The organism is Brevibacillus sp. MCWH, assembly GCF_013096935.1.
GTDB classification, from domain to species: Bacteria; Bacillota; Bacilli; order Brevibacillales; family Brevibacillaceae; genus Brevibacillus; species Brevibacillus aydinogluensis.
Map to the genome: position 1 here is coordinate 249,397 of NZ_SDLF01000001.1, position 18,382 is coordinate 267,778.

Annotated in this window: 19 protein-coding genes; all 19 read left to right on the forward strand. The window is 57.1% G+C overall.

Annotation, left to right across the window (positions count from 1 at the left end; translation table 11 throughout):
* Positions 1-32 precede the first annotated feature (32 nt).
* The 19 genes from atpG (at position 33) to spoIID (ending at position 18,338) form a co-directional block, all read left to right on the forward strand.
* On the forward strand, positions 33-896 hold the full coding sequence (gene atpG, locus ETC00_RS01120) for an ATP synthase F1 subunit gamma (protein WP_171564102.1): 864 nt from the start codon (positions 33-35) through the stop codon (positions 894-896).
* 47 nt (positions 897-943) lie between these two features.
* Positions 944-2,353 carry a F0F1 ATP synthase subunit beta gene (gene atpD, locus ETC00_RS01125; RefSeq protein WP_029100366.1) on the forward strand — a complete coding sequence of 470 codons (1,410 nt, stop codon included), beginning with the start codon at positions 944-946 and terminating at the stop codon, positions 2,351-2,353.
* Positions 2,354-2,380: 27 nt separating this feature from the next.
* Positions 2,381-2,785: a F0F1 ATP synthase subunit epsilon gene (locus ETC00_RS01130; protein ID WP_065067430.1), complete on the forward strand. Its 405-nt coding sequence runs from the start codon at positions 2,381-2,383 to the stop codon at positions 2,783-2,785.
* A 188-nt stretch (positions 2,786-2,973) separates the two neighbouring features.
* Positions 2,974-3,714 (forward strand): DUF6042 family protein, encoded by a 741-nt coding sequence (locus tag ETC00_RS01135; protein WP_171564103.1) that lies wholly within the window; start codon positions 2,974-2,976, stop codon positions 3,712-3,714.
* A 254-nt stretch (positions 3,715-3,968) separates the two neighbouring features.
* Positions 3,969-4,340, forward strand: coding sequence for an NADH-quinone oxidoreductase subunit A (locus tag ETC00_RS01140; protein ID WP_171564105.1), 372 nt, complete (start codon positions 3,969-3,971; stop codon positions 4,338-4,340).
* Positions 4,331-4,849, forward strand: a complete 519-nt coding sequence (locus ETC00_RS01145) for a NuoB/complex I 20 kDa subunit family protein (protein WP_171564107.1) — start codon at positions 4,331-4,333, stop codon at positions 4,847-4,849. The genes ETC00_RS01140 and ETC00_RS01145 overlap by 10 nt, the downstream gene beginning before the upstream one ends.
* Positions 4,846-6,150, forward strand: a complete 1,305-nt coding sequence (locus ETC00_RS01150) for an NADH-quinone oxidoreductase subunit C (RefSeq protein ID WP_171564108.1) — start codon at positions 4,846-4,848, stop codon at positions 6,148-6,150. Before ETC00_RS01145 ends, ETC00_RS01150 begins: the two co-directional genes overlap by 4 nt.
* Positions 6,151-6,153: 3 nt before the next feature.
* Positions 6,154-7,302, forward strand: coding sequence for an NADH-quinone oxidoreductase subunit D (locus tag ETC00_RS01155; RefSeq protein WP_171564110.1), 1,149 nt, complete (start codon positions 6,154-6,156; stop codon positions 7,300-7,302).
* Positions 7,299-8,312, forward strand: a complete 1,014-nt coding sequence (nuoH, locus tag ETC00_RS01160; RefSeq protein ID WP_171564203.1) for an NADH-quinone oxidoreductase subunit NuoH — start codon at positions 7,299-7,301, stop codon at positions 8,310-8,312. The genes ETC00_RS01155 and nuoH overlap by 4 nt, the downstream gene beginning before the upstream one ends.
* A gap of 42 nt (positions 8,313-8,354) precedes the next feature.
* Positions 8,355-8,768: an NADH-quinone oxidoreductase subunit NuoI gene (gene nuoI, locus ETC00_RS01165; protein WP_171564111.1), complete on the forward strand. Its 414-nt coding sequence runs from the start codon at positions 8,355-8,357 to the stop codon at positions 8,766-8,768.
* Between the two features lie 2 nt (positions 8,769-8,770).
* Positions 8,771-9,277: an NADH-quinone oxidoreductase subunit J gene (locus tag ETC00_RS01170; RefSeq protein WP_171564113.1), complete on the forward strand. Its 507-nt coding sequence runs from the start codon at positions 8,771-8,773 to the stop codon at positions 9,275-9,277.
* Positions 9,274-9,585 (forward strand): NADH-quinone oxidoreductase subunit NuoK, encoded by a 312-nt coding sequence (gene nuoK, locus ETC00_RS01175; protein ID WP_171564115.1) that lies wholly within the window; start codon positions 9,274-9,276, stop codon positions 9,583-9,585. Before ETC00_RS01170 ends, nuoK begins: the two co-directional genes overlap by 4 nt.
* 18 nt (positions 9,586-9,603) lie before the next feature.
* Positions 9,604-11,520, forward strand: coding sequence for an NADH-quinone oxidoreductase subunit L (gene nuoL, locus ETC00_RS01180; RefSeq protein WP_171564116.1), 1,917 nt, complete (start codon positions 9,604-9,606; stop codon positions 11,518-11,520).
* Positions 11,510-13,045, forward strand: coding sequence for a complex I subunit 4 family protein (locus ETC00_RS01185; protein WP_171564119.1), 1,536 nt, complete (start codon positions 11,510-11,512; stop codon positions 13,043-13,045). The genes nuoL and ETC00_RS01185 overlap by 11 nt, the downstream gene beginning before the upstream one ends.
* Positions 13,046-13,048: 3 nt before the next feature.
* Positions 13,049-14,575, forward strand: a complete 1,527-nt coding sequence (gene nuoN, locus ETC00_RS01190; protein ID WP_171564120.1) for an NADH-quinone oxidoreductase subunit NuoN — start codon at positions 13,049-13,051, stop codon at positions 14,573-14,575.
* 123 nt (positions 14,576-14,698) lie between these two features.
* Positions 14,699-14,929, forward strand: coding sequence for a DUF1146 family protein (locus tag ETC00_RS01195; RefSeq protein WP_171564121.1), 231 nt, complete (start codon positions 14,699-14,701; stop codon positions 14,927-14,929).
* Between the two features lie 140 nt (positions 14,930-15,069).
* Positions 15,070-15,816 (forward strand): YwmB family TATA-box binding protein, encoded by a 747-nt coding sequence (locus ETC00_RS01200; protein WP_171564122.1) that lies wholly within the window; start codon positions 15,070-15,072, stop codon positions 15,814-15,816.
* An 18-nt stretch (positions 15,817-15,834) separates the two neighbouring features.
* Positions 15,835-17,160, forward strand: coding sequence for a UDP-N-acetylglucosamine 1-carboxyvinyltransferase (gene murA / locus ETC00_RS01205; RefSeq protein WP_171564124.1), 1,326 nt, complete (start codon positions 15,835-15,837; stop codon positions 17,158-17,160).
* 173 nt (positions 17,161-17,333) lie between these two features.
* Positions 17,334-18,338: a stage II sporulation protein D gene (gene spoIID, locus ETC00_RS01210; RefSeq protein ID WP_171564126.1), complete on the forward strand. Its 1,005-nt coding sequence runs from the start codon at positions 17,334-17,336 to the stop codon at positions 18,336-18,338.
* Positions 18,339-18,382: the final 44 nt, after the last annotated feature.

An 18,382-nucleotide genomic window follows, 5' to 3' on the forward strand; every position in this document is an offset into this window, starting at 1 on the left:
TCGGCATGCACCCCCAAGGTGGTGAAAAGAGAGTGGCTAAAGGAATTCGCGAAATTCGAAGCCGTATCAAGAGCTTTAAGAATACGCGCCAAATCACCAAGGCGATGAAGATGATGGCGGCAGCGAGACTTCGCCGCGCCCAGGAGAGAGCGGAAGCGGCACGTCCGTATGCTCACAAGATCCGGGAGGTTATTGCCAGCATCGCGAGCGGCACGACTGCGGTAAAACATCCGATGCTGGAATCCCGGCCGGTGAAAAAGACCGGGTACATCGTCATCACCTCGGACCGCGGCATGGCTGGCGGCTATAACGGAAACGTCATTCGGAAAGTGCTCCAGGCCATCAAGGAGAAGCACAAGTCGCAGGACGAATACGCCATCTTTGTGCTGGGGCGCAAAGGGCGCGATTTTTTCCGCAAGCGCAACTACCCGATTATTGATGAGGTCGTGGGACTGCCCGGCAACCCGACGTTTGCCGACATCAAGAAAATCGCCAGCGCGGCGGTTCAGATGTTTGCCGACGAAAAAATCGACGAGCTGTACCTTTGCTACAATGAATTCCGCAGTGCCATTTCGCAGGTGCCGACGATTACCCGTCTGCTCCCGCTGAACGCTGTGGAGAGCGGTGAACAGCGCCAGATGAACTACGAATACGAACCGTCCGCTGAAGAAGTGCTGTCGGTGCTGCTGCCGAAATATGCAGAAACGCTCGTGTACAGCGCGCTCCTGGATGCAAAGGCGTCTGAGGAAGGAGCCCGCATGACCGCGATGGGCAACGCAACGGACAATGCAACCGCCATGATCGACAAGCTGACACTGGAGTACAACCGTGCCCGTCAGGCAGCCATTACCCAAGAGATCTCCGAAATTGTCGCAGGTGCGAATGCGCAAGCGTAATGGCTAGGTAAACGCCCAAATCAGTTTCACAGGAGGGAAGAAGTAAGATGGCGAAAGGACGCGTGGTTCAGGTAATGGGTCCCGTTGTAGACATCGAGTTTGAACGCGGACACCTGCCTGCCATTTACAATGCGATCAAGATTCAACATAAAGCGCAAAACGCGGGGGAGCGCGACATTGATTTGACCGTTGAGGTTGCGGTTCACCTGGGCGACAATCGCGTACGTACCGTTGCGATGGCATCCACCGACGGTCTGGTGCGCGGCATGGAAGCGATTGACACAGGTGCTCCGATCTCCGTACCGGTTGGTCAAGTAACCCTGGGCCGTGTATTTAACGTGCTGGGTGAACCGATCGACCTGAAGGAACTGGGCGAAGTGGAGCGCCGCGACCCGATCCACCGCAAAGCGCCGGAGTTTGTAGAACAAGCAACGACCGTAGAAATTCTCGAAACCGGTATTAAGGTAATCGACCTGCTCGCGCCGTACATCAAGGGTGGTAAAATCGGTCTGTTCGGCGGTGCGGGCGTAGGAAAAACCGTTACCATCCAAGAGCTGATCAACAACATCGCACAAGAGCACGGCGGTATCTCCGTATTCGCCGGCGTAGGCGAGCGCACGCGTGAAGGTAACGACCTGTATCACGAGATGAAAGACGCAGGCGTTCTGCCGAAAACCGCGATGGTGTTCGGTCAGATGAACGAACCGCCGGGTGCGCGTCTGCGCGTGGCGCTGACCGGTCTGACCATGGCGGAGTACTTCCGTGACGAAGAGGGCCGCGACGTACTCTTGTTCATCGACAACATCTTCCGCTTTACCCAAGCGGGTTCCGAGGTATCCGCGCTGCTGGGACGCATGCCGTCTGCGGTAGGTTATCAGCCGACGCTGGCAACCGAGATGGGTCAGCTGCAAGAGCGCATTACCTCTACGAAAAAAGGTTCCGTAACGTCCATCCAAGCGATCTACGTACCGGCGGACGACTACACCGACCCGGCTCCGGCTACGACCTTCGCACACTTGGACGCTACCACCAACCTGGAGCGTTCTATCGCCGAGCTGGGTATCTTCCCTGCGGTTGACCCGCTCGCATCCACATCCCGTGCGCTGTCCCCGGACATCGTCGGACAAGAGCACTACGAAGTGGCGCGTGGCGTGCAAAAAATCCTGCAGCGCTACAAAGAGCTCCAGGACATCATCGCGATCCTGGGTATGGACGAGCTGAGCGACGAAGACAAGCTGATCGTAGCTCGTGCACGCCGCATTCAGCGCTTCCTGTCCCAACCGTTCCACGTGGCCGAGCAGTTTACCGGCTTCCCGGGCAAATACGTCCCGCTCAAGGAAACGGTCCGCAGCTTCAAAGAAATCCTGGAAGGCAAGCACGACGATCTGCCTGAGGCGGCATTCCTCTACGTAGGTACGATTGAGGAAGCGGTTGAGAAAGCGAAGACCATGGCGTAAGACACCCTGGAAAGGGGAGACCAGTAAGTGAGCAAGATGACAGTGGAAGTCGTAACTCCTGAACGGGTTGTCTACAGCGGCGAAGCCAGCATGGTCATTGCCCGAGGCGTGCAGGGGGATCTCGGTATTTTGCCGAACCACATGCCGCTGGTAACCCCGCTGAAAATAGCGCCTGTTCGGATCAAGACGGAAGGCGAGAAAGAGATTCGCATGGCCGTAAGCGGCGGGTTCATGGAAGTTCGCGGCGACAAGGTGACGATTCTGGCCGAGACGGCAGAACTTCCGGAGGACATTGACGTGGAACGCGCCAAGGCGGCAAAAGAACGCGCCGAAAAGCGTTTGATTGACAAGCATCCGGACCTCGACATTCGCCGTGCCGAACGCGCCCTGCAGCGCGCCATGGCTCGTCTCGATGTGACCAACAATCTGTAAGCAAAAATCCCCGCGCCACCCGGTTGCGGGGATTTTTCCTGTAGCGGGACGATTTTTTTCCAGTTGGTACTGACCTGCTGTTTCCGTTATAATAAACCTAATGCTCTGTGCCGAGGCGTGCCGTGTGCCCTATAACAGCGAAGGGGGCTGGACGGCACCGGCGATCGGAAAGAAGGAGAGTGTAAGTCATGCAAACGATTCGCGATATTCGCAATAACCAGCAAGGTGTAGTCATTCCCAGCGGATATACGGCTAACGGCTGGTACAACGTGTTGTCTCATGACATGAACGTCCTGTTTCAGGCGTTGTGCTACGTGGTAACCAAATGCGAAAGCAAGGAAGAAATGAAGCAGCAATTGGACAGCTTCAAAGGACTGCAGCATGTGTTTTCCACACTGAATAAGGAAAAATTCAAGTCGGAACAGGACTACAATGCCTATGTGGAGCACGTGGAGAAACACAAGGAGTTCCTGGAGCGCTCCGGTTATCAGTACCCGACCTCCCGGGATGAGGCCATCGAACTGCTGACCAAGTGGGGGCTGGTACTGGACAAGGGCGACGTGTGGGACATCCCCGTTCATCCGTTCCCGGACACGGTCGATCTGTTCCAACTGACCGATGCGGAGAAATTTGCCCTGACCCACATCAAGCTGGAGGTATTGGTTCATCCGATCTTCAGCCGTTTGGTGTTGAAACTGCATGAGCACGAGGAAAACACCTTTACCTACACCAAGGCTGAACTGAAAGAGATGCTGAACACCAACGATGCGATGCTGAACGAAGTGCTGATCAAGCTGACGCCGTATATGGAAGAGCCGATTGAAAACATGTTTGAGATTCCGGATGACCAACCGATGACCTTTACGGTTGTATGGGAGCGCATTTACGAGGATTTCCTCGGACAAGAGTTCTCCGCGAATGTTCAATAATAAAGGATATTTGTAATTGGAAAAACTTAGGGACTTTTCTCTAAGTTTTTCCTTTTATTGTCAGAGGAGGGGGCTTTGGTTAGACACTCGTTTGGCGATTTGCTATAATGATGTAGGTATTTTTTTCTAACAGTGTCAGGTTGGATCAGCAGCTTGTCCTGGGGCCGCATGATGCACGAAAAAATACCAGTGTCAATTGTATCGGGATTGCGTTCAAAATTTTTCATATTTTTCACAGAGCGGAGGGAACGTCGGTGAGTGAGGTTTACACCAACAATTACGTGATTGTGGCGATTTTCCTGATCCTTGGGATACTGCTGCCGGTGGCAACCGTGAGCATCATCGGACCACTGCTGCGTCCCAGGAAGCCGACGCCGGAAAAGCAAACCACCTATGAAAGCGGTAACATTCCTGTGGGGGACAGTTGGGTGCGCTTCAACGTCAAGTACTACATTTTCGCCCTGCTGTTTGTCATTTTTGATGTAGAAACCCTCTTTCTCTATCCATGGGCGGTCGCCTATAACCAGTTGGGCCTGTTTGCCCTGATAGAGATGGTGATTTTTATCACGTTGCTGGTGGTTGGTTTGATCTACGCTTGGAGAAAGAAGGTGCTGGAATGGAACTAGATCTCACGAGCATCGCGCCTGAACTGCAGGAAGAACTGAATCGCAACGTCATGTTTACGACGCTGGAAACGCTCAAGGGGTGGGTGAGGAGCAATTCCCTCTGGCCGCTGACGTTCGGGTTGGCCTGCTGTGCCATCGAGATGATGGGTACCGGCGGCTCCCGATTCGACCTTGACCGCTTTGGCGTCATTTTCCGTGCCTCCCCGCGGCAATCCGACGTGATGATCGTGGCTGGCACGGTCACGAAAAAAATGGCGCCGCTCTTGCGCAGATTGTACGACCAAATGCCGGAACCCAAATGGGTCATCGCCATGGGCTCCTGTGCCACGGCCGGCGGGCCGTACGTGAGGTCGTACAGCGTGGTGAAAGGTGTAGACCAGATTGTGCCCGTCGATGTCTACATTCCGGGCTGTCCTCCCAACCCGGCAGCATTGATTTACGGCATAAACAAGCTGCAGGAGAAAATTCGCTACGAGGCGAAGACCGGAAAGCGGGTGACCAGCCAATGAGCGACGAAAAGCGTAAACCGACGCCGGAAGAAAAGGCGAAGGCTGCGGCAGAGGCCCGGGCCAAGGCTGAGGCGTTGCGTAAAGCGAAAGAACAGCAGGCGAAAGGGACAGAGCAATCTGCGGCATCCCCTTCGAATGCACAGGCTGCAGGCGGCGACACGTCTGAAGTCCAGCCAACTGCGGCCAAGCCTGTTTCGGAAATGACACCGGAAGAGAAGGCGAAAGCAAAAGCAGCGGCAGCAGCAGCTGCGGCGGCGAAGGCAAAGGCCGCGCGAGAAGCGGCGGAAGCTGGCGGAGCAGAGTCGGGCGGAGATGCCGACGCGAAGGCAAAAGCGGCAGCGGCGGCCAAGGCTAAAGCAGCGGCAGCAGCAGCCGCGGCGGCGAAGGCAAAGGCCGCACGAGAAGCGGCAGAAGCTGGCGGAGCAGAGTCGGGCGGAGATGCCGACGCGAAGGCAAAAGCGGCAGCGGCGGCCAAGGCTAAAGCAGCGGCAGCAGCTGCCGCGGCGGCGAAGGCAAAGGCCGCGCGAGAAGCGGCAGAAGCTGGCGGAGCAGAGTCGGGCGGAGACGCCGACGCGAAGGCAAAAGCGGCAGCGGCGGCCAAGGCTAAAGCAGCGGCAGCAGCAGCTGCGGCGGCGAAGGCAAAGGCCGCGCGAGAAGCGGCGGAAGCTGGCGGAGCAGAGTCGGGCGGAGACGCCGACGCGAAGGCAAAAGCGGCAGCGGCGGCCAAGGCTAAAGCAGCGGCAGCAGCAGCTGCGGCGGCAAAGGCAAAGGCCGGCGGGGCAGCAGGAGCTGACGAGGCAGCCGAAGCGCCCAAACAGCCATCTCCCAATCAGCCGTATTTGGACAAATACGTGACCCGTATTTCCGAAGCGTTTGGTGCGGATGTGCTGGAAGCAGCCTATATCAACGAGCTGTCCAAAGACGTTCCGACGCTGGTGGTGAAAAATGAGCGCTGGCATGATGTGGCCCGGTTTCTGAAAGAAGACGAGGCGCTGGCGTTCGACTACCTGTCCGATTTGCACGGCGTCGATTACGAAGACCGCATGGAAGTCTACTATCATTTCTATTCCTACAAAAATCGGCAGAGCCTGGCGGTAAAGGTCAAAACCAACCGCGAACAACCCAGTGTCTCGTCGGTTATGGACATTTGGCGCGGTGCCGATTGGTGTGAACGGGAAACATTCGACTTGTTGGGTATTTATTTCCCGGGACATACCGAATTGCGTCGAATTTTGCTGCCGGACGAGTGGATCGGCTATCCGCTGAGAAAAGATTACGTGCAGTACGACGAGGAGGTGTAGCAGATGAACCGCGACATCCTATTGACGAATGCCACGACATCTCCTGAGTCGGGTATCCGGACGGAAGAAATGCTCCTCAACGTCGGACCGCAGCACCCCAGTACCCACGGTGTATTGCGTCTGGTCGTCAAAATTGACGGGGAGACCATCAAGGAAGCAACTCCCGTGATAGGTTATCTCCACCGGGGGACGGAAAAGCTGGCGGAAAACCTGACGTACACGCAGATCATTCCCTATACTGACCGGATGGATTACGTCGCTGCCATGACCAACAACTACGTCTTTTGCCACGCCGTCGAGACGATGATGGGCGTGGAAGTGCCGGAGAGGGCGCAATTCCTGCGGCTGATCGCAATGGAACTGAACCGCGTGGCCAGCCACCTGGTATGGTGGGGGACGTACCTGTTGGACCTCGGGGCGATGGGACCGTTCCTGTACGCCTTCCGCGACCGGGAAAGCATCCTGGATTTGTTCAATGAGCTGTGCGGAGCGCGTATGACATTCAACTACATGCGCGTCGGCGGCGTGAAGTGGGATGCGCCGCCAGGCTGGATCGACAAGGTAAAAGAGTTCGTCCAATACATGAAAAAGGAATTGAACAACTACCACAGACTGGTGACCGGCAACGAAATATTCATCAACCGGCTGCGGGGGATCGGCAAGTTTGATCAGAAGACTGCGCTGGATTACTCGCTCTCCGGCGTAATGCTGCGGTCCACCGGGGTGAAGTGGGATTTGCGCAAAGACGAGCCGTACTGCATTTACGACCGTTTCGAGTTTGACGTGCCGACGGCTACCGAAGGCGACTGCCTGGCGCGTTACCATTTGCGGGTGGCGGAGATCGAACAGTCGTTGCGCATTCTTGAGCAGGCGCTCGATCAATTTCCCAGCGAGGGAGAAATCATGGGCAAAGTGCCTCGCGTCATTCGTCCGCCAGCAGGCGAGGCGTTCGTGCGGATCGAGGCGCCGCGCGGGGAGATCGGCTGCTACATCGCCAGCAACGGCAAGGATAAGCCGTGGCGCGTGAAGTTCCGCCGCCCGTCGTTCCACAATCTGCAGATCCTGCCCAAACTGTTGGAGGGCGAAAACATCGCCAACATGGTGGCCGTCCTGGGCAGCATCGACATTGTGCTCGGGGAGGTTGACTGCTGATGAGCGATCTGTTGCAACAAACGCCCTCATGGAGCACCACACTCTGGTTTGCTCTGGCGGCGGTGGCACTGCTGCTCGTCGTGCTGTTTTTCGTCACCTACGCGATCTATTTTGAACGCAAGGTGATCGGCTGGATGCAGCTGCGGATTGGTCCCAACCGCGTCGGTCCTCTCGGTCTGTTGCAGACGGTGGCGGACGTGGCGAAGCTGCTGCTGAAGGAAGATACGAGGCCGCAGCATGCCGACAAGGCACTGTTTACGCTGGCCCCCATTCTGGCGTATGCGCCCGCGTTTGGCGTCCTCGCCGTCATGCCGTTTACGGACAGCATTCGCTTTGCCGATCTGGGCATTGGCCTGCTCTATTACATCGCCTTGTCCGGCATCACCGTTCTGGGCGTGATTACGGCTGGCTGGGCTTCCAACAACAAGTATTCGCTGATCGGCGGATTGCGCTCCGCCGCGCAGATGATCAGCTACGAAGTGCCGCTGGTCATGTCTGTGGTCGGGGTCGTGCTGATGACCGGCAGCATGAACCTGCGGGAGATTGTATTGGCGCAGCAGGATGTGTGGAATATCGTGCCGCAGTTTCTCGGCTTTGCCGTCTTCATCGTGGCGGCACAGGCGGAGCTGAACCGCACGCCGTTCGACCTGCCGGAGGCCGAATCGGAACTGGTGGCCGGCTACCACGTAGAGTACTCCGGGTTCCGCTTTGCCATGTTCATGCTGGCGGAATACGTCTACATGTTCGGCATGGGCGCCCTGGTGACCATCCTTTTTTTGGGCGGCTGGCTGCCGATCCATCCCAGCCTTTCCTTCATTCCAGGTATTGTCTGGTTTGTTCTCAAATTCTTGCTCTACGTCTTTTTCCAGTTCTGGGTACGTGCGACGTTCCCCCGTCTGCGCGTCGACCAGTTGATGTCGTTTGCCTGGAAAGTACTTCTGCCGCTGGCGCTCTTGAACATCCTGCTGACCGCCGTGGTGATTTCCTTCCAGAACGGCATGATCTCCTAGACGCCGAGCCGTATCACGATCTTGACCAGAGGGGTGACACACATGCTAGGACTGGCCAAAGGCCTGGGGTATACATTTAAAAAGCTGACCGAGAAAAAAGTGACCCATTTCTACCCGGACGTGCCCTTTCCGATGCCGCCCCGGTTTCGCGGCATTCAGCACTTCTCGCCGGAACGATGCATCGTCTGCAACCAGTGCGCGCGCATCTGCCCGACGCAGTGCATCCAATTGACGGGCAAGCCTCATCCCGATCCGGAGAAAAAGGGGAAAATCATTGACACCTACGACATTAACTTTGAAATCTGCATCCTGTGCGACCTCTGTACGGAGGTGTGCCCAACGGAAGCGATCGTGATGACCAACAACTTCGAGTTGGCCGTGTACAGCCGGGACGAGTTGTACAAGGACCTGAAGTGGCTGGACGACAACAATACCAACGTCAGGGAGGAGAATTAGTCATGACCGGCGAATTTCTGGCCTTTTTCATCCTCTCCCTTCTGACGATCGGCGGCGCGGTCTTCATGATCAGCTTCACCCGGGTGGTGCACATGGTCATTTCGCTCGGGATCACGTTTATCAGCATCGCTGGCTTGTTCATACTGCTGGACGCCGAGTTCATTGGCGTGGCCCAGGTGCTGGTATACTCGGGCGCCATATCCATCCTGATGCTGTTCGGGATCATGCTCACCAAGCACGACGCTTCCGACGAAGGGACGGGACGATCCTGGAAGAACATCTTCAGCCTGGTGTTTGTCGCTGGCCTGTTCGGCCTGATGTTCTGGGGCATCCAAAAGACCACATGGACGGCGCCGCCGGAGGGGGCCGCGCAGGCAGTCAGCGTCAAGCAGCTTGGCGTGGAGATTTTCACGAAGTATGTCATTCCGTTTGAACTGGCATCCGTTCTGCTGCTGGTGGCGCTGGTGGGCGCGATCATCATGGCGAAAAAGGAGGGGGACAGCGAATGAGTGTAAACATTACCTCCTATTTGCTGGTGGCCCTGATTTTGTTTTGCGTCGGACTGTACGGGGCACTGACCAAGCGAAACGCGGTGGTTGTCCTGCTGTCCATCGAACTGATGCTGAATGCGGTCAACATCAACCTCGTGGCGTTCGCCAAGTACGGGCTGTTCCCGGCCGTGACGGGGCAGATTTTCACCCTGTTCACGATGACGGTGGCGGCAGCCGAAGTGGCGGTGGGACTGGCAATCCTCATCGCGCTGTACCGCAACAAAGTGACCGTCAACGTGGATGAGATGGATTCGATGAAACGCTAGACGAAAAGGAGGACAAAGATGGATACCCTGATGCAATACGCGTGGCTGATTCCTCTGTTTCCGCTTCTTGCTTTCATCGTGATCGTCTCGTTTGGCCGTCAGTTGAAAGAAGGAGCTGCCGCCGTCGGTATCCTGTTGACTGCCGTGTCGTTTGGGTTGGCGGCGCTGACGTTTTGGCAGAGGTTTCAGGAGGGAGCGTCCGATTACGCGTTCTCCCTCGACTGGCTGCAGGTGGGCGACATCGTCATCACCATGGGCTTTGAAGTAAACCAACTGAATGCCATGATGCTGGTGATTGTCACGCTGGTCAGCCTGCTCGTGCAAATCTACTCCAAGGGATACATGCACGGAGACGAGCGCTTCCCCGTGTTTTACCAATACCTGGCCTTGTTCACCTTTTCCATGCTGGGTCTGGTGATCTCGCCAAACCTCTTGCAGGTCTACATCTTCTGGGAACTGGTAGGGGTCTGCTCGTTCCTGTTGGTGGGCTACTACTACTTCAAGCCGGAGGCCAAGGCGGCTGCGAAAAAGGCGTTTATCGTCACGCGGATCGGCGACCTGGGCTTGTTCATCGGCATCTGCCTCCTGTTCTGGTGGACCGGCAGTTTTGAGTTCGCGCAAATTTTTGACAGCATCGCGCTCGGCAAACTGGAGCCGTGGATGATTACGCTGGCGGCGATCCTGATCTTCGTCGGCGCAGTCGGCAAATCCGGCCAGTTCCCGCTGCACACCTGGCTGCCGGACGCGATGGAAGGGCCGACGCCGGTGTCCGCCCTGATTCACGCAGCGACGATGGTGGCGGCCGGCGTGTACCTGGTGGCGGTCACGTATCCGCTGTTTGTCGCGTCTGATATCGCACTTAATGTGGTGGCCTACGTCGGTGGGTTTACGGCCATTTTTGCCGCGTCCATCGGCCTGACGCAGCGCGACATCAAACGTGTGCTCGCCTACTCGACGGTCAGCCAGTTGGGCTACATGATGCTGGCGCTCGGAGTGGCCGGAGCGGCCGGCTATGTGGCGGGGACGTTCCACCTGATGACGCACGCGTTTTTCAAGGCGCTGCTGTTCCTCGCGGCCGGCAGTGTTATCCACGCGGTACATACGCAGGACGTGTTTGAGATGGGCGGCCTGTGGAAAAAGATGCCGGTAACCGCGCTGACGTTCTTGATCGGCTGTCTGGCGATTGCGGGGATTTTCCCGTTTGCCGGCTTCTGGTCCAAAGAGGCGATTCTCAGTGCCGTGTACGAGGCGCACCGCTTTGACCTCTTGTGGCTGGCGATCATCGCCGCGTTCTTCACTGCGTTTTACATGTTCCGGCTGTTCTTCCTGACGTTTGCCGGGGAGCCGCGGGGCAGACATGACGGCCACGAATCGCCGGGGGTCATGACCGGTCCGCTGCTGATCCTGGCCGTGCTGGCGATCGGGGCCGGCTTTGTCAATACGCCGTACGCCCCGTATCTGACGGAATGGTTGCTGTCCGGTGAAACGGGCGAGGTCATTACCGCCGCATTCGGCGAGGGAACGGGCCACGCCGCCGCCTGGCTGCAGGTCGTGGCGCTGTTGGTCTCGCTTTTGGGCATTGTGCTGGCCTATCTGATGTACGGCAAGCGCTACATTCCGGCGGACGCCATCCCGGAAACGATGCCGTGGCTGTATCAATTGTCCTACCGCAAATACTTTATTGACGAACTGTATCACCACGTCATTGTCCGTCCGCTCAACTGGCTCGGACTGCTGCTTGATTTGTTCGACCGGTACGTGGTGGACGGTCTTGTGGCCCTGACCGCGAGCATCACCAGAGGCATCGGCTCGCTGCATGCCCGGGCACAAAACGGCCAGGTGCAGTCGTACGGGGCCGTGGTGCTGTTCGGATTGCTGCTGTTGGTTGTCGCGATCAGCCTGACGGCGCAGGGAGGTGGATTCTTTGGTCAATAGTATCCTGCTGAGTTTGATCGTCTTTTCGCCGCTGCTGGCCATCCTGATCCTGGCGTTCGTCCCGCGTCATCAGGGCGGTGTGATCAAACAGATTGGGGTGCTGGGCACGCTGCTGCCGCTGGCGCTGTCCCTGATGTTGTTCGCCGCCTTCAACTACGAGACGGCGGAGCCGCAATTTGTCGAAAGCGTCAAGTGGATTTCCATCCCGATCGGGTTTGCCCAAGGGGGGGAAATGTTCACGTTTGACCTGGACTATGAGCTGGGAGTGGACGGCGTCTCCATGCCGCTGATCGTTCTCACGGCGATTGTCGGCACGCTTGCTGCTGTCGCCTCTTGGCAGATCAAAAAACGGCTGAAGGAATACTTCATCCTGTTTCACCTGCTGCTGATCGGCATGCTGGGCGTATTCGCCTCGCAAAACCTGTTTCTGTTCTTTATCTTCTTTGAACTGACGCTGGTGCCGACCTTTTTCCTGATCGGCATCTGGGGCTACGGAGAACGCGAACGGGCGGCCAACAAGTTTTTGCTGTACAACGGGATCGGCTCTGCGGTCATGCTGATCGCCTTCATCGTGCTGTTTGTCTTCCTGCAAACGTTGAACATGGAGAAGATCGCGACGATTTTGGCAGCGGCCGACCATCCGGCTGCCGCTGCGATGACGCCGGCGTTCCGCTTCGGCCTGTTTCTCGCCTTGTTCATCGCGTTTGCGGTCAAACTGCCTGTGTTTCCGTTCCACACCTGGATGTTGAAGGTGCACGTGCAGGCGCCGCCGGCGATTGTGATGATCCACTCCGGTATTCTGCTGAAAATGGGGGCATACGGGCTGTTGCGCATGGGCATCGGCTTTTTCCCCGAACAGGCGTATCAGTTTGCCGGGTGGATGGCGGTGCTGGGGCTGATCAACATTTTGTACGGAGCCGTGCTCGCCTTTGTCCAAAAGGACTTGAAAATGGTGCTGGCCTACTCCAGTATCAGCCACATGGGCATCGTCTTGCTGGGATTTGCCGCGATGAACACGATCGGGTTTCAGGGAGCGATGTTCCAGGTAGTCTCTCACGGCTTCATCTCTGCGCTGCTGTTTTTCCTGATCGGCGTGATCTGGGAACGGACGCAAACGTCGATGATCAGCGAACTGGGCGGCCTGGCCAAATCGATGCCGTTTGTGAGCGGCATCCTGCTGGCGGCGGGGATGGCCTCCCTGGGACTGCCGGGCATGTCCGGCTTCATCAGCGAATTCTTCGCCTTCCTGGGTTTGTTCGGCGACATGCCGGTTCACGCCGCAATCGGCACGCTGGGCATCGTGTTGACGGCCGCCTACCTGCTGCGGGCGATCCTGCGCACGACGTTTGGCCCAACGCCGGAACGGTTGAAGGGGTTGGCCGACGCTCAGCCGATGGAAGTGGTGCCGATGGTGGTGCTGCTCGGCTTCATCATCCTGATCGGGGTCTATCCCGCCGTGCTCGGCAATCCGATGCAGCAGACTCTGAAAACGCTCGTACCCATCGTGACGGGGATAGGAGGGTAATCCATGGACGTAAACACTATCTTCTCGTATGACTGGAGCTACCTTCTGCCCGAATGGATCATTCTCGGCTTTGCCACCGTCCTGACCCTGTTGGATGTGTTTGCCGGAAAACGGTTGAGCAAAACGGTGACAGGCTGGCTGACCCTGGTCGGCGTCGTGCTGGCCGGCGTGTTTGTCTTCGTCAATCTGAACACGCTTGACAAACCCTACAGCTACATGGCAGACATGCTCAGGATTGACGACTACGGCAATGCGTTCAAGCTGCTGTTTTTGGCGGGGGCAGCCTTTACCCTGCTGCTGTCGATTCCCTACATGAAGCAGGGGGAAGTGAAGCACAGCGGCGAATACTACTACCTGCTGCTGACCGGCCTGCTCGGTGCGATGGTGATGGCGTCGTCGGCCGACCTGATCACGCTGTTTGTCGGGCTGGAACTGCTGTCGCTCTCCTCGTACGTGCTGGTCGGACTGCGCAAAACGTCGCTGCATTCCAACGAATCAGCATTCAAGTACGTCGTGTCCGGCGGCATCGCCAGTGCAGTCACGCTGTTCGGGATGTCGTACCTGTACGGTTTGACGGGAACCACCAACATTTACGAGATTTCCTCCCGTCTGGTTCACGCGTCCTTGGCAGGTTACCAGTTCCTCATCTACGCCGCGTTTGCTTTTCTCGCGGTGGGGCTGGCCTTTAAAATTTCCGCTGCGCCCAACCACATGTGGGCACCGGATGTCTACCAAGGAGCGCCAACGCCGGTCACTGCCTTTTTGGCGGTCGTCTCCAAGGCGGCTGGGTTCGCGCTGGTGTTCCGCCTGTTGATGATCGCGTTCTTCCAGGTTCCTGGTGAGGAAGGCCGGTTCTTTTTCCAGGAGGGCAGCCTCTATCTGGCCGTGATGGCGGCAGCGTCGATGATTATCGGGAACACCATGGCGCTGCGCCAGACCAACGTCAAGCGGATGATGGCTTACTCCGGAATCGCTCAGGCGGGGTACCTGCTGGTGCCGTTTGTTCCGCCGACGACCCTGTTCTTTAGTGAAATTGTGTTTTACCTGTTTGCCTACCTGCTCGTCACGTTCGGCGCGTTTGCCGTGATCATGGTCGTCACGCGCGACCAGCAGACCGAAGAATTGAAGGCATTCGCCGGGTTGTACCACCGCTCGCCGCTGCTTGCGGTGGCGATGAGCATCTTCCTGCTGTCGCTGGCAGGGATTCCGATTACTGCCGGGTTCTTCGGCAAGTTCTACCTGTTCATGGGCGCCATCGCGCAGGAAAACTACTGGCTGGCAGCAATCATGATTGCGACCAGTGTGGTATCCTACTACTACTATTTCGGGATCATTCGGCAGATGTACATGCGGTCAGGCACGACCGAAGCGCCGCTGGCGGTGCCAAAGAGCATCGGCGCCCTCGTCCTGGTCCTCGCCGTTGCCACCGTATTCTTCGGTGCGCTTCCGGGTGTCGCCACCGACTATCTGCAGGCCCAGTTCAATCCGTCGTTTAACTTTGGCGACATGCTGCCGCCAGAGTTTCAGTGAAGGACGGGCAAACATCAGGTACAATAAAGGGGACGGCTGTCACGACAGGCCGCCCCTTTTTTTGCACATTCTGTACTTATGGAACAAGGCGGGTTTGCCGATACAGGAGAAGGAGGAAACACCATGCAGCAAGAAATTTACGGAGTTGTCAGCATCATTTTGACTGTGTTTTTCATCGCTTTGAGCTGGTGGGCGCTGCAGGCCATACGCTTCGATCTGTTTCTGAAAAAACCGGACGGCGCGCAGGCCAAGCTGCTGCAGATCCTGCTGTCGCTCGTCATCGGATACGAAGTGGCCCGCTTTTTCCTTGACTATCTGAGCTGGTCGCTGATAATTGGACAAGTATTCTCCTGACCGCATCCACACGCAGGCGATCTGGTTACGCATCGCGGCTAGCGGATGAAGTCTCTCCATGCGCAACTGGTATATCCCTCCAATTTTCCGTGCAAACTAAAAAGTACAAAGAGAAGCGCGTGAAAAGGGAGAGGAAGACGATGGGGAAATGGTCGGGGTGGTGGCTTCTGCTGCTGTTGGCTGCGGCGGTGACGGTTTGGCGGATGCCCGCAGAGGCAAAGCTGGAACGACCGGTAGCGGCGCAGCTGCTCGCCGCAGTGGAAGGCTCCGGAGCAAAAGGTGTATCAATCCAGGTGCGAATGCGCGCCGAATTGGGCCAGGCATCTGGTCCCGCGCAAGTAAAAGCGTTGGCCGAAGCATGGGCACATCGGCTTGACATTCCGGTACCACAAGCCGATCGGACGCGGAAATCCAATCTCCATGTGTACCAAGTCCTGTTTGAACGGCAAGGGGTTCAAGGACAGTTCCAGGTCACAGGGGTCCCTCGGCAGGGGGCCTATGATGTATATCTTGTGCTGTCTCTGACCGGCTCACCTGATACCCTACAATATATAGGGGTGATACAGGACTCTTTCGACAAAGCCCTGACAAAAGCCGACATGATTCCGCAAATTAGCACTTGTGTTCGCGGAATGTACAGTGTTAAACTGAGTGTTGATCAACAGGAGGGTAAAATTTTGGCGATTTTTCGCGCCCTCCACGCGATGGAACTGGAGCGTTTGCGGGACGATACGGTTGTCAGCATCTCCGGGTATACACCGGCATGGAAACCGTTTATCGCGTTAAATGACAAAACGAAGATGAATCTGCAGGTGGCTACTCATCGAGACAGCCAATCTGGAACGTGGATTACCGTAGGTACACCGATAATCACAGCGGAATATTAGCACGCGGAGGGGTACACATTGGATAAAATCATTGTCCGCGGTGGTAAGGCATTGGCCGGGAAGGTCAAGGTTTCCGGCGCCAAGAATGCCGTACTCCCTATTATTGCAGCATCCATTCTGGCAGAATCGGGCACATGCGTCCTTCACGACGTACCCGCTCTGGACGATGTCAGAACCATATGCGACCTCTTGAGATCGTTGGGAATTTCCCTTACATATGATCGTGAAGTGCTGACGATTCAGGCTTCCCGGTTGACGAGTGTGGAAGCCTCCTATGATTTGGTTCGCAAAATGCGTGCGTCCTTCCTGGTGATGGGGCCGCTGCTCGCCCGTCAAGGAAAGGCGCGCGTTGCACTTCCCGGGGGATGTGCGATCGGCACCCGTCCGATCGACCAGCACCTCAAGGGCTTTGAGGCGATGGGCGCCAAAATCGAAATTGGACAAGGCTTCATTGAAGCCAGTGTCGAGGGTCGGCTGAAGGGCGCGAAAATCTACCTGGATATTCCGAGCGTGGGCGCTACGGAAAACATCATGATGGCCGCGGCCCTGGCCGAGGGAACGACCGTGATTGAGAATGCCGCGGAAGAGCCGGAGATTGTGGATCTGGCCAACTTCCTCAACGGCATGGGCGCCAAAATCCGCGGCGCCGGCACCGGATCGATCCGCATCGAAGGCGTGGAATCGCTCAAGGGCTGCACCCACTGTGTCATTCCCGACCGGATCGAAGCCGGAACGTTCATGGTGGCGGCGGCGATTACCGGCGGCGATGTCTTCATCGAAGGCGCAATTTGTGATCACCTGAAATCCGTCACTGCCAAGCTGCGGGAAATGGGAGTGACGGTGGACGAGCAGGAAAACGGCATTCGCGTCCGCCGCAGCGGCCCGATCAAGGCGGTTGACGTTAAAACCTTGCCGTATCCCGGCTTCCCGACAGACATGCAGTCGCAGATGATGGCACTCCTGCTGGTATCGGAAGGCACCAGCATCGTGACGGAAACGGTGTTTGAAAACCGCTTCATGCACGTCGAAGAATTTCGCCGGATGAACGCCAACATCAAGATCGAAGGGCGCAGCGCCATTGTAGAAGGCGGTGTCAAGCTGACCGGCAGCAAGGTCACGGCCACCGACCTGCGGGCTGGAGCAGCTCTGGTGCTGGCCGGCCTGGTGGCGGAAGGCGAGACCGAGGTCTCGGGTCTGCACCACATCGACCGGGGCTACGTCAACTTTACGGAAAAGCTGCGCCAACTGGGCGCCGACGTCGAACGGGTGTCCCCGGAAGCGGAAGTTCGGGAAGCGGCGTCGTCCGAGAAAGTGAAAGTCAGCTTCTCTCCCAATTTTGCTTAATGAATGACTGCAAAAACGAATAGACAAGAGAGACTTCCCTGTGCGGGAAGTCTCTTTTTTTGTGCCATGCAGGCAAATAGGACGTTTCCCGTCTCTCTGACTCTCTCGTTCTAGCTATTGCTGCTTGTACATAGACTGAAATTGTCCAGCACAAATCGGGGAGGAGCTGTCGCATGAAACGTTACCTGATCGTTTGGTTTATCGGTTTGCCGATACTGCTCGTGTTGATGCCTGCCGCACTGGTGACACTGTTTTCTCCCCTGTCAGACGGCGGCACCGACGTGGCAGCCGTCGCACCGCACACTCCGTCGTCAAACCGTCCGAAGATCGAAGTCAAGGTGTACCGCACCAACAAGAAGACAGTGGAGACCGTCCCGCTGGAGACGTATGTCGAAGGCGTAGTCGCGGCGGAAATGCCGGCCGAATTCGAGATCGAGGCGCTCAAGGCGCAGGCCATGGCGGCACGCACCTACATCGTCAGACGGCTGAGTGAAAAGGCGTTCGGCGACGTTCCGGAAGGGGCGCACGTATTGGATACGGTCAAACACCAGGCGTACCTGGACGAGCAGCAGCGCAGGGAGCTGTGGAAGGAGCAGTTTGACTGGAAAAACGGGCGCATTCGGCAGGCGGTGCAGGCCACGGCGGGAGTGGTTCTCACCTATCAGGGGGAACCGATCGACGCCACATTTTTTTCCACCAGCAACGGCTTTACCGAAAACGCCAGCGAGTATTTTGAAAAGCCGGTGCCCTACTTGAAAAGCGTCGCCAGTCCCTGGGACATCCAGTCGCCCAGCTATGAGAAAACACAGGTGATGACCGTGGCCGATCTGGAGCAAAAACTGGGGGTGCGCATCGCGCAGGAGGCGGCTTCCGGGGGCAGCTGGTATCGGATCGTGGAGCGGACCACGGGCAATCGCGTGGGCAAGATCAGCATCGGCGGCAAGGAATTCAGCGGCCGCGAGTTTCGCGAACGGCTGGGGCTCAACTCCTCCGCCTTTACCATGGAACTGCAAGACGGCAAAGTGTACATCACGACCAAAGGGTACGGGCACGGCGTCGGCATGAGTCAGTGGGGCGCCAACGGGATGGCCAAAGCGGGAAAAAACGCGGAGCAGATCGTCAAATACTTTTACCAGGGCATCTCGCTGGAGGACTGCGGCAGCGTCCTGAAAAGCTAGACGGGCCGCTTTGCGCAAATTTTCAAGATTTCCCTCACTCTCAG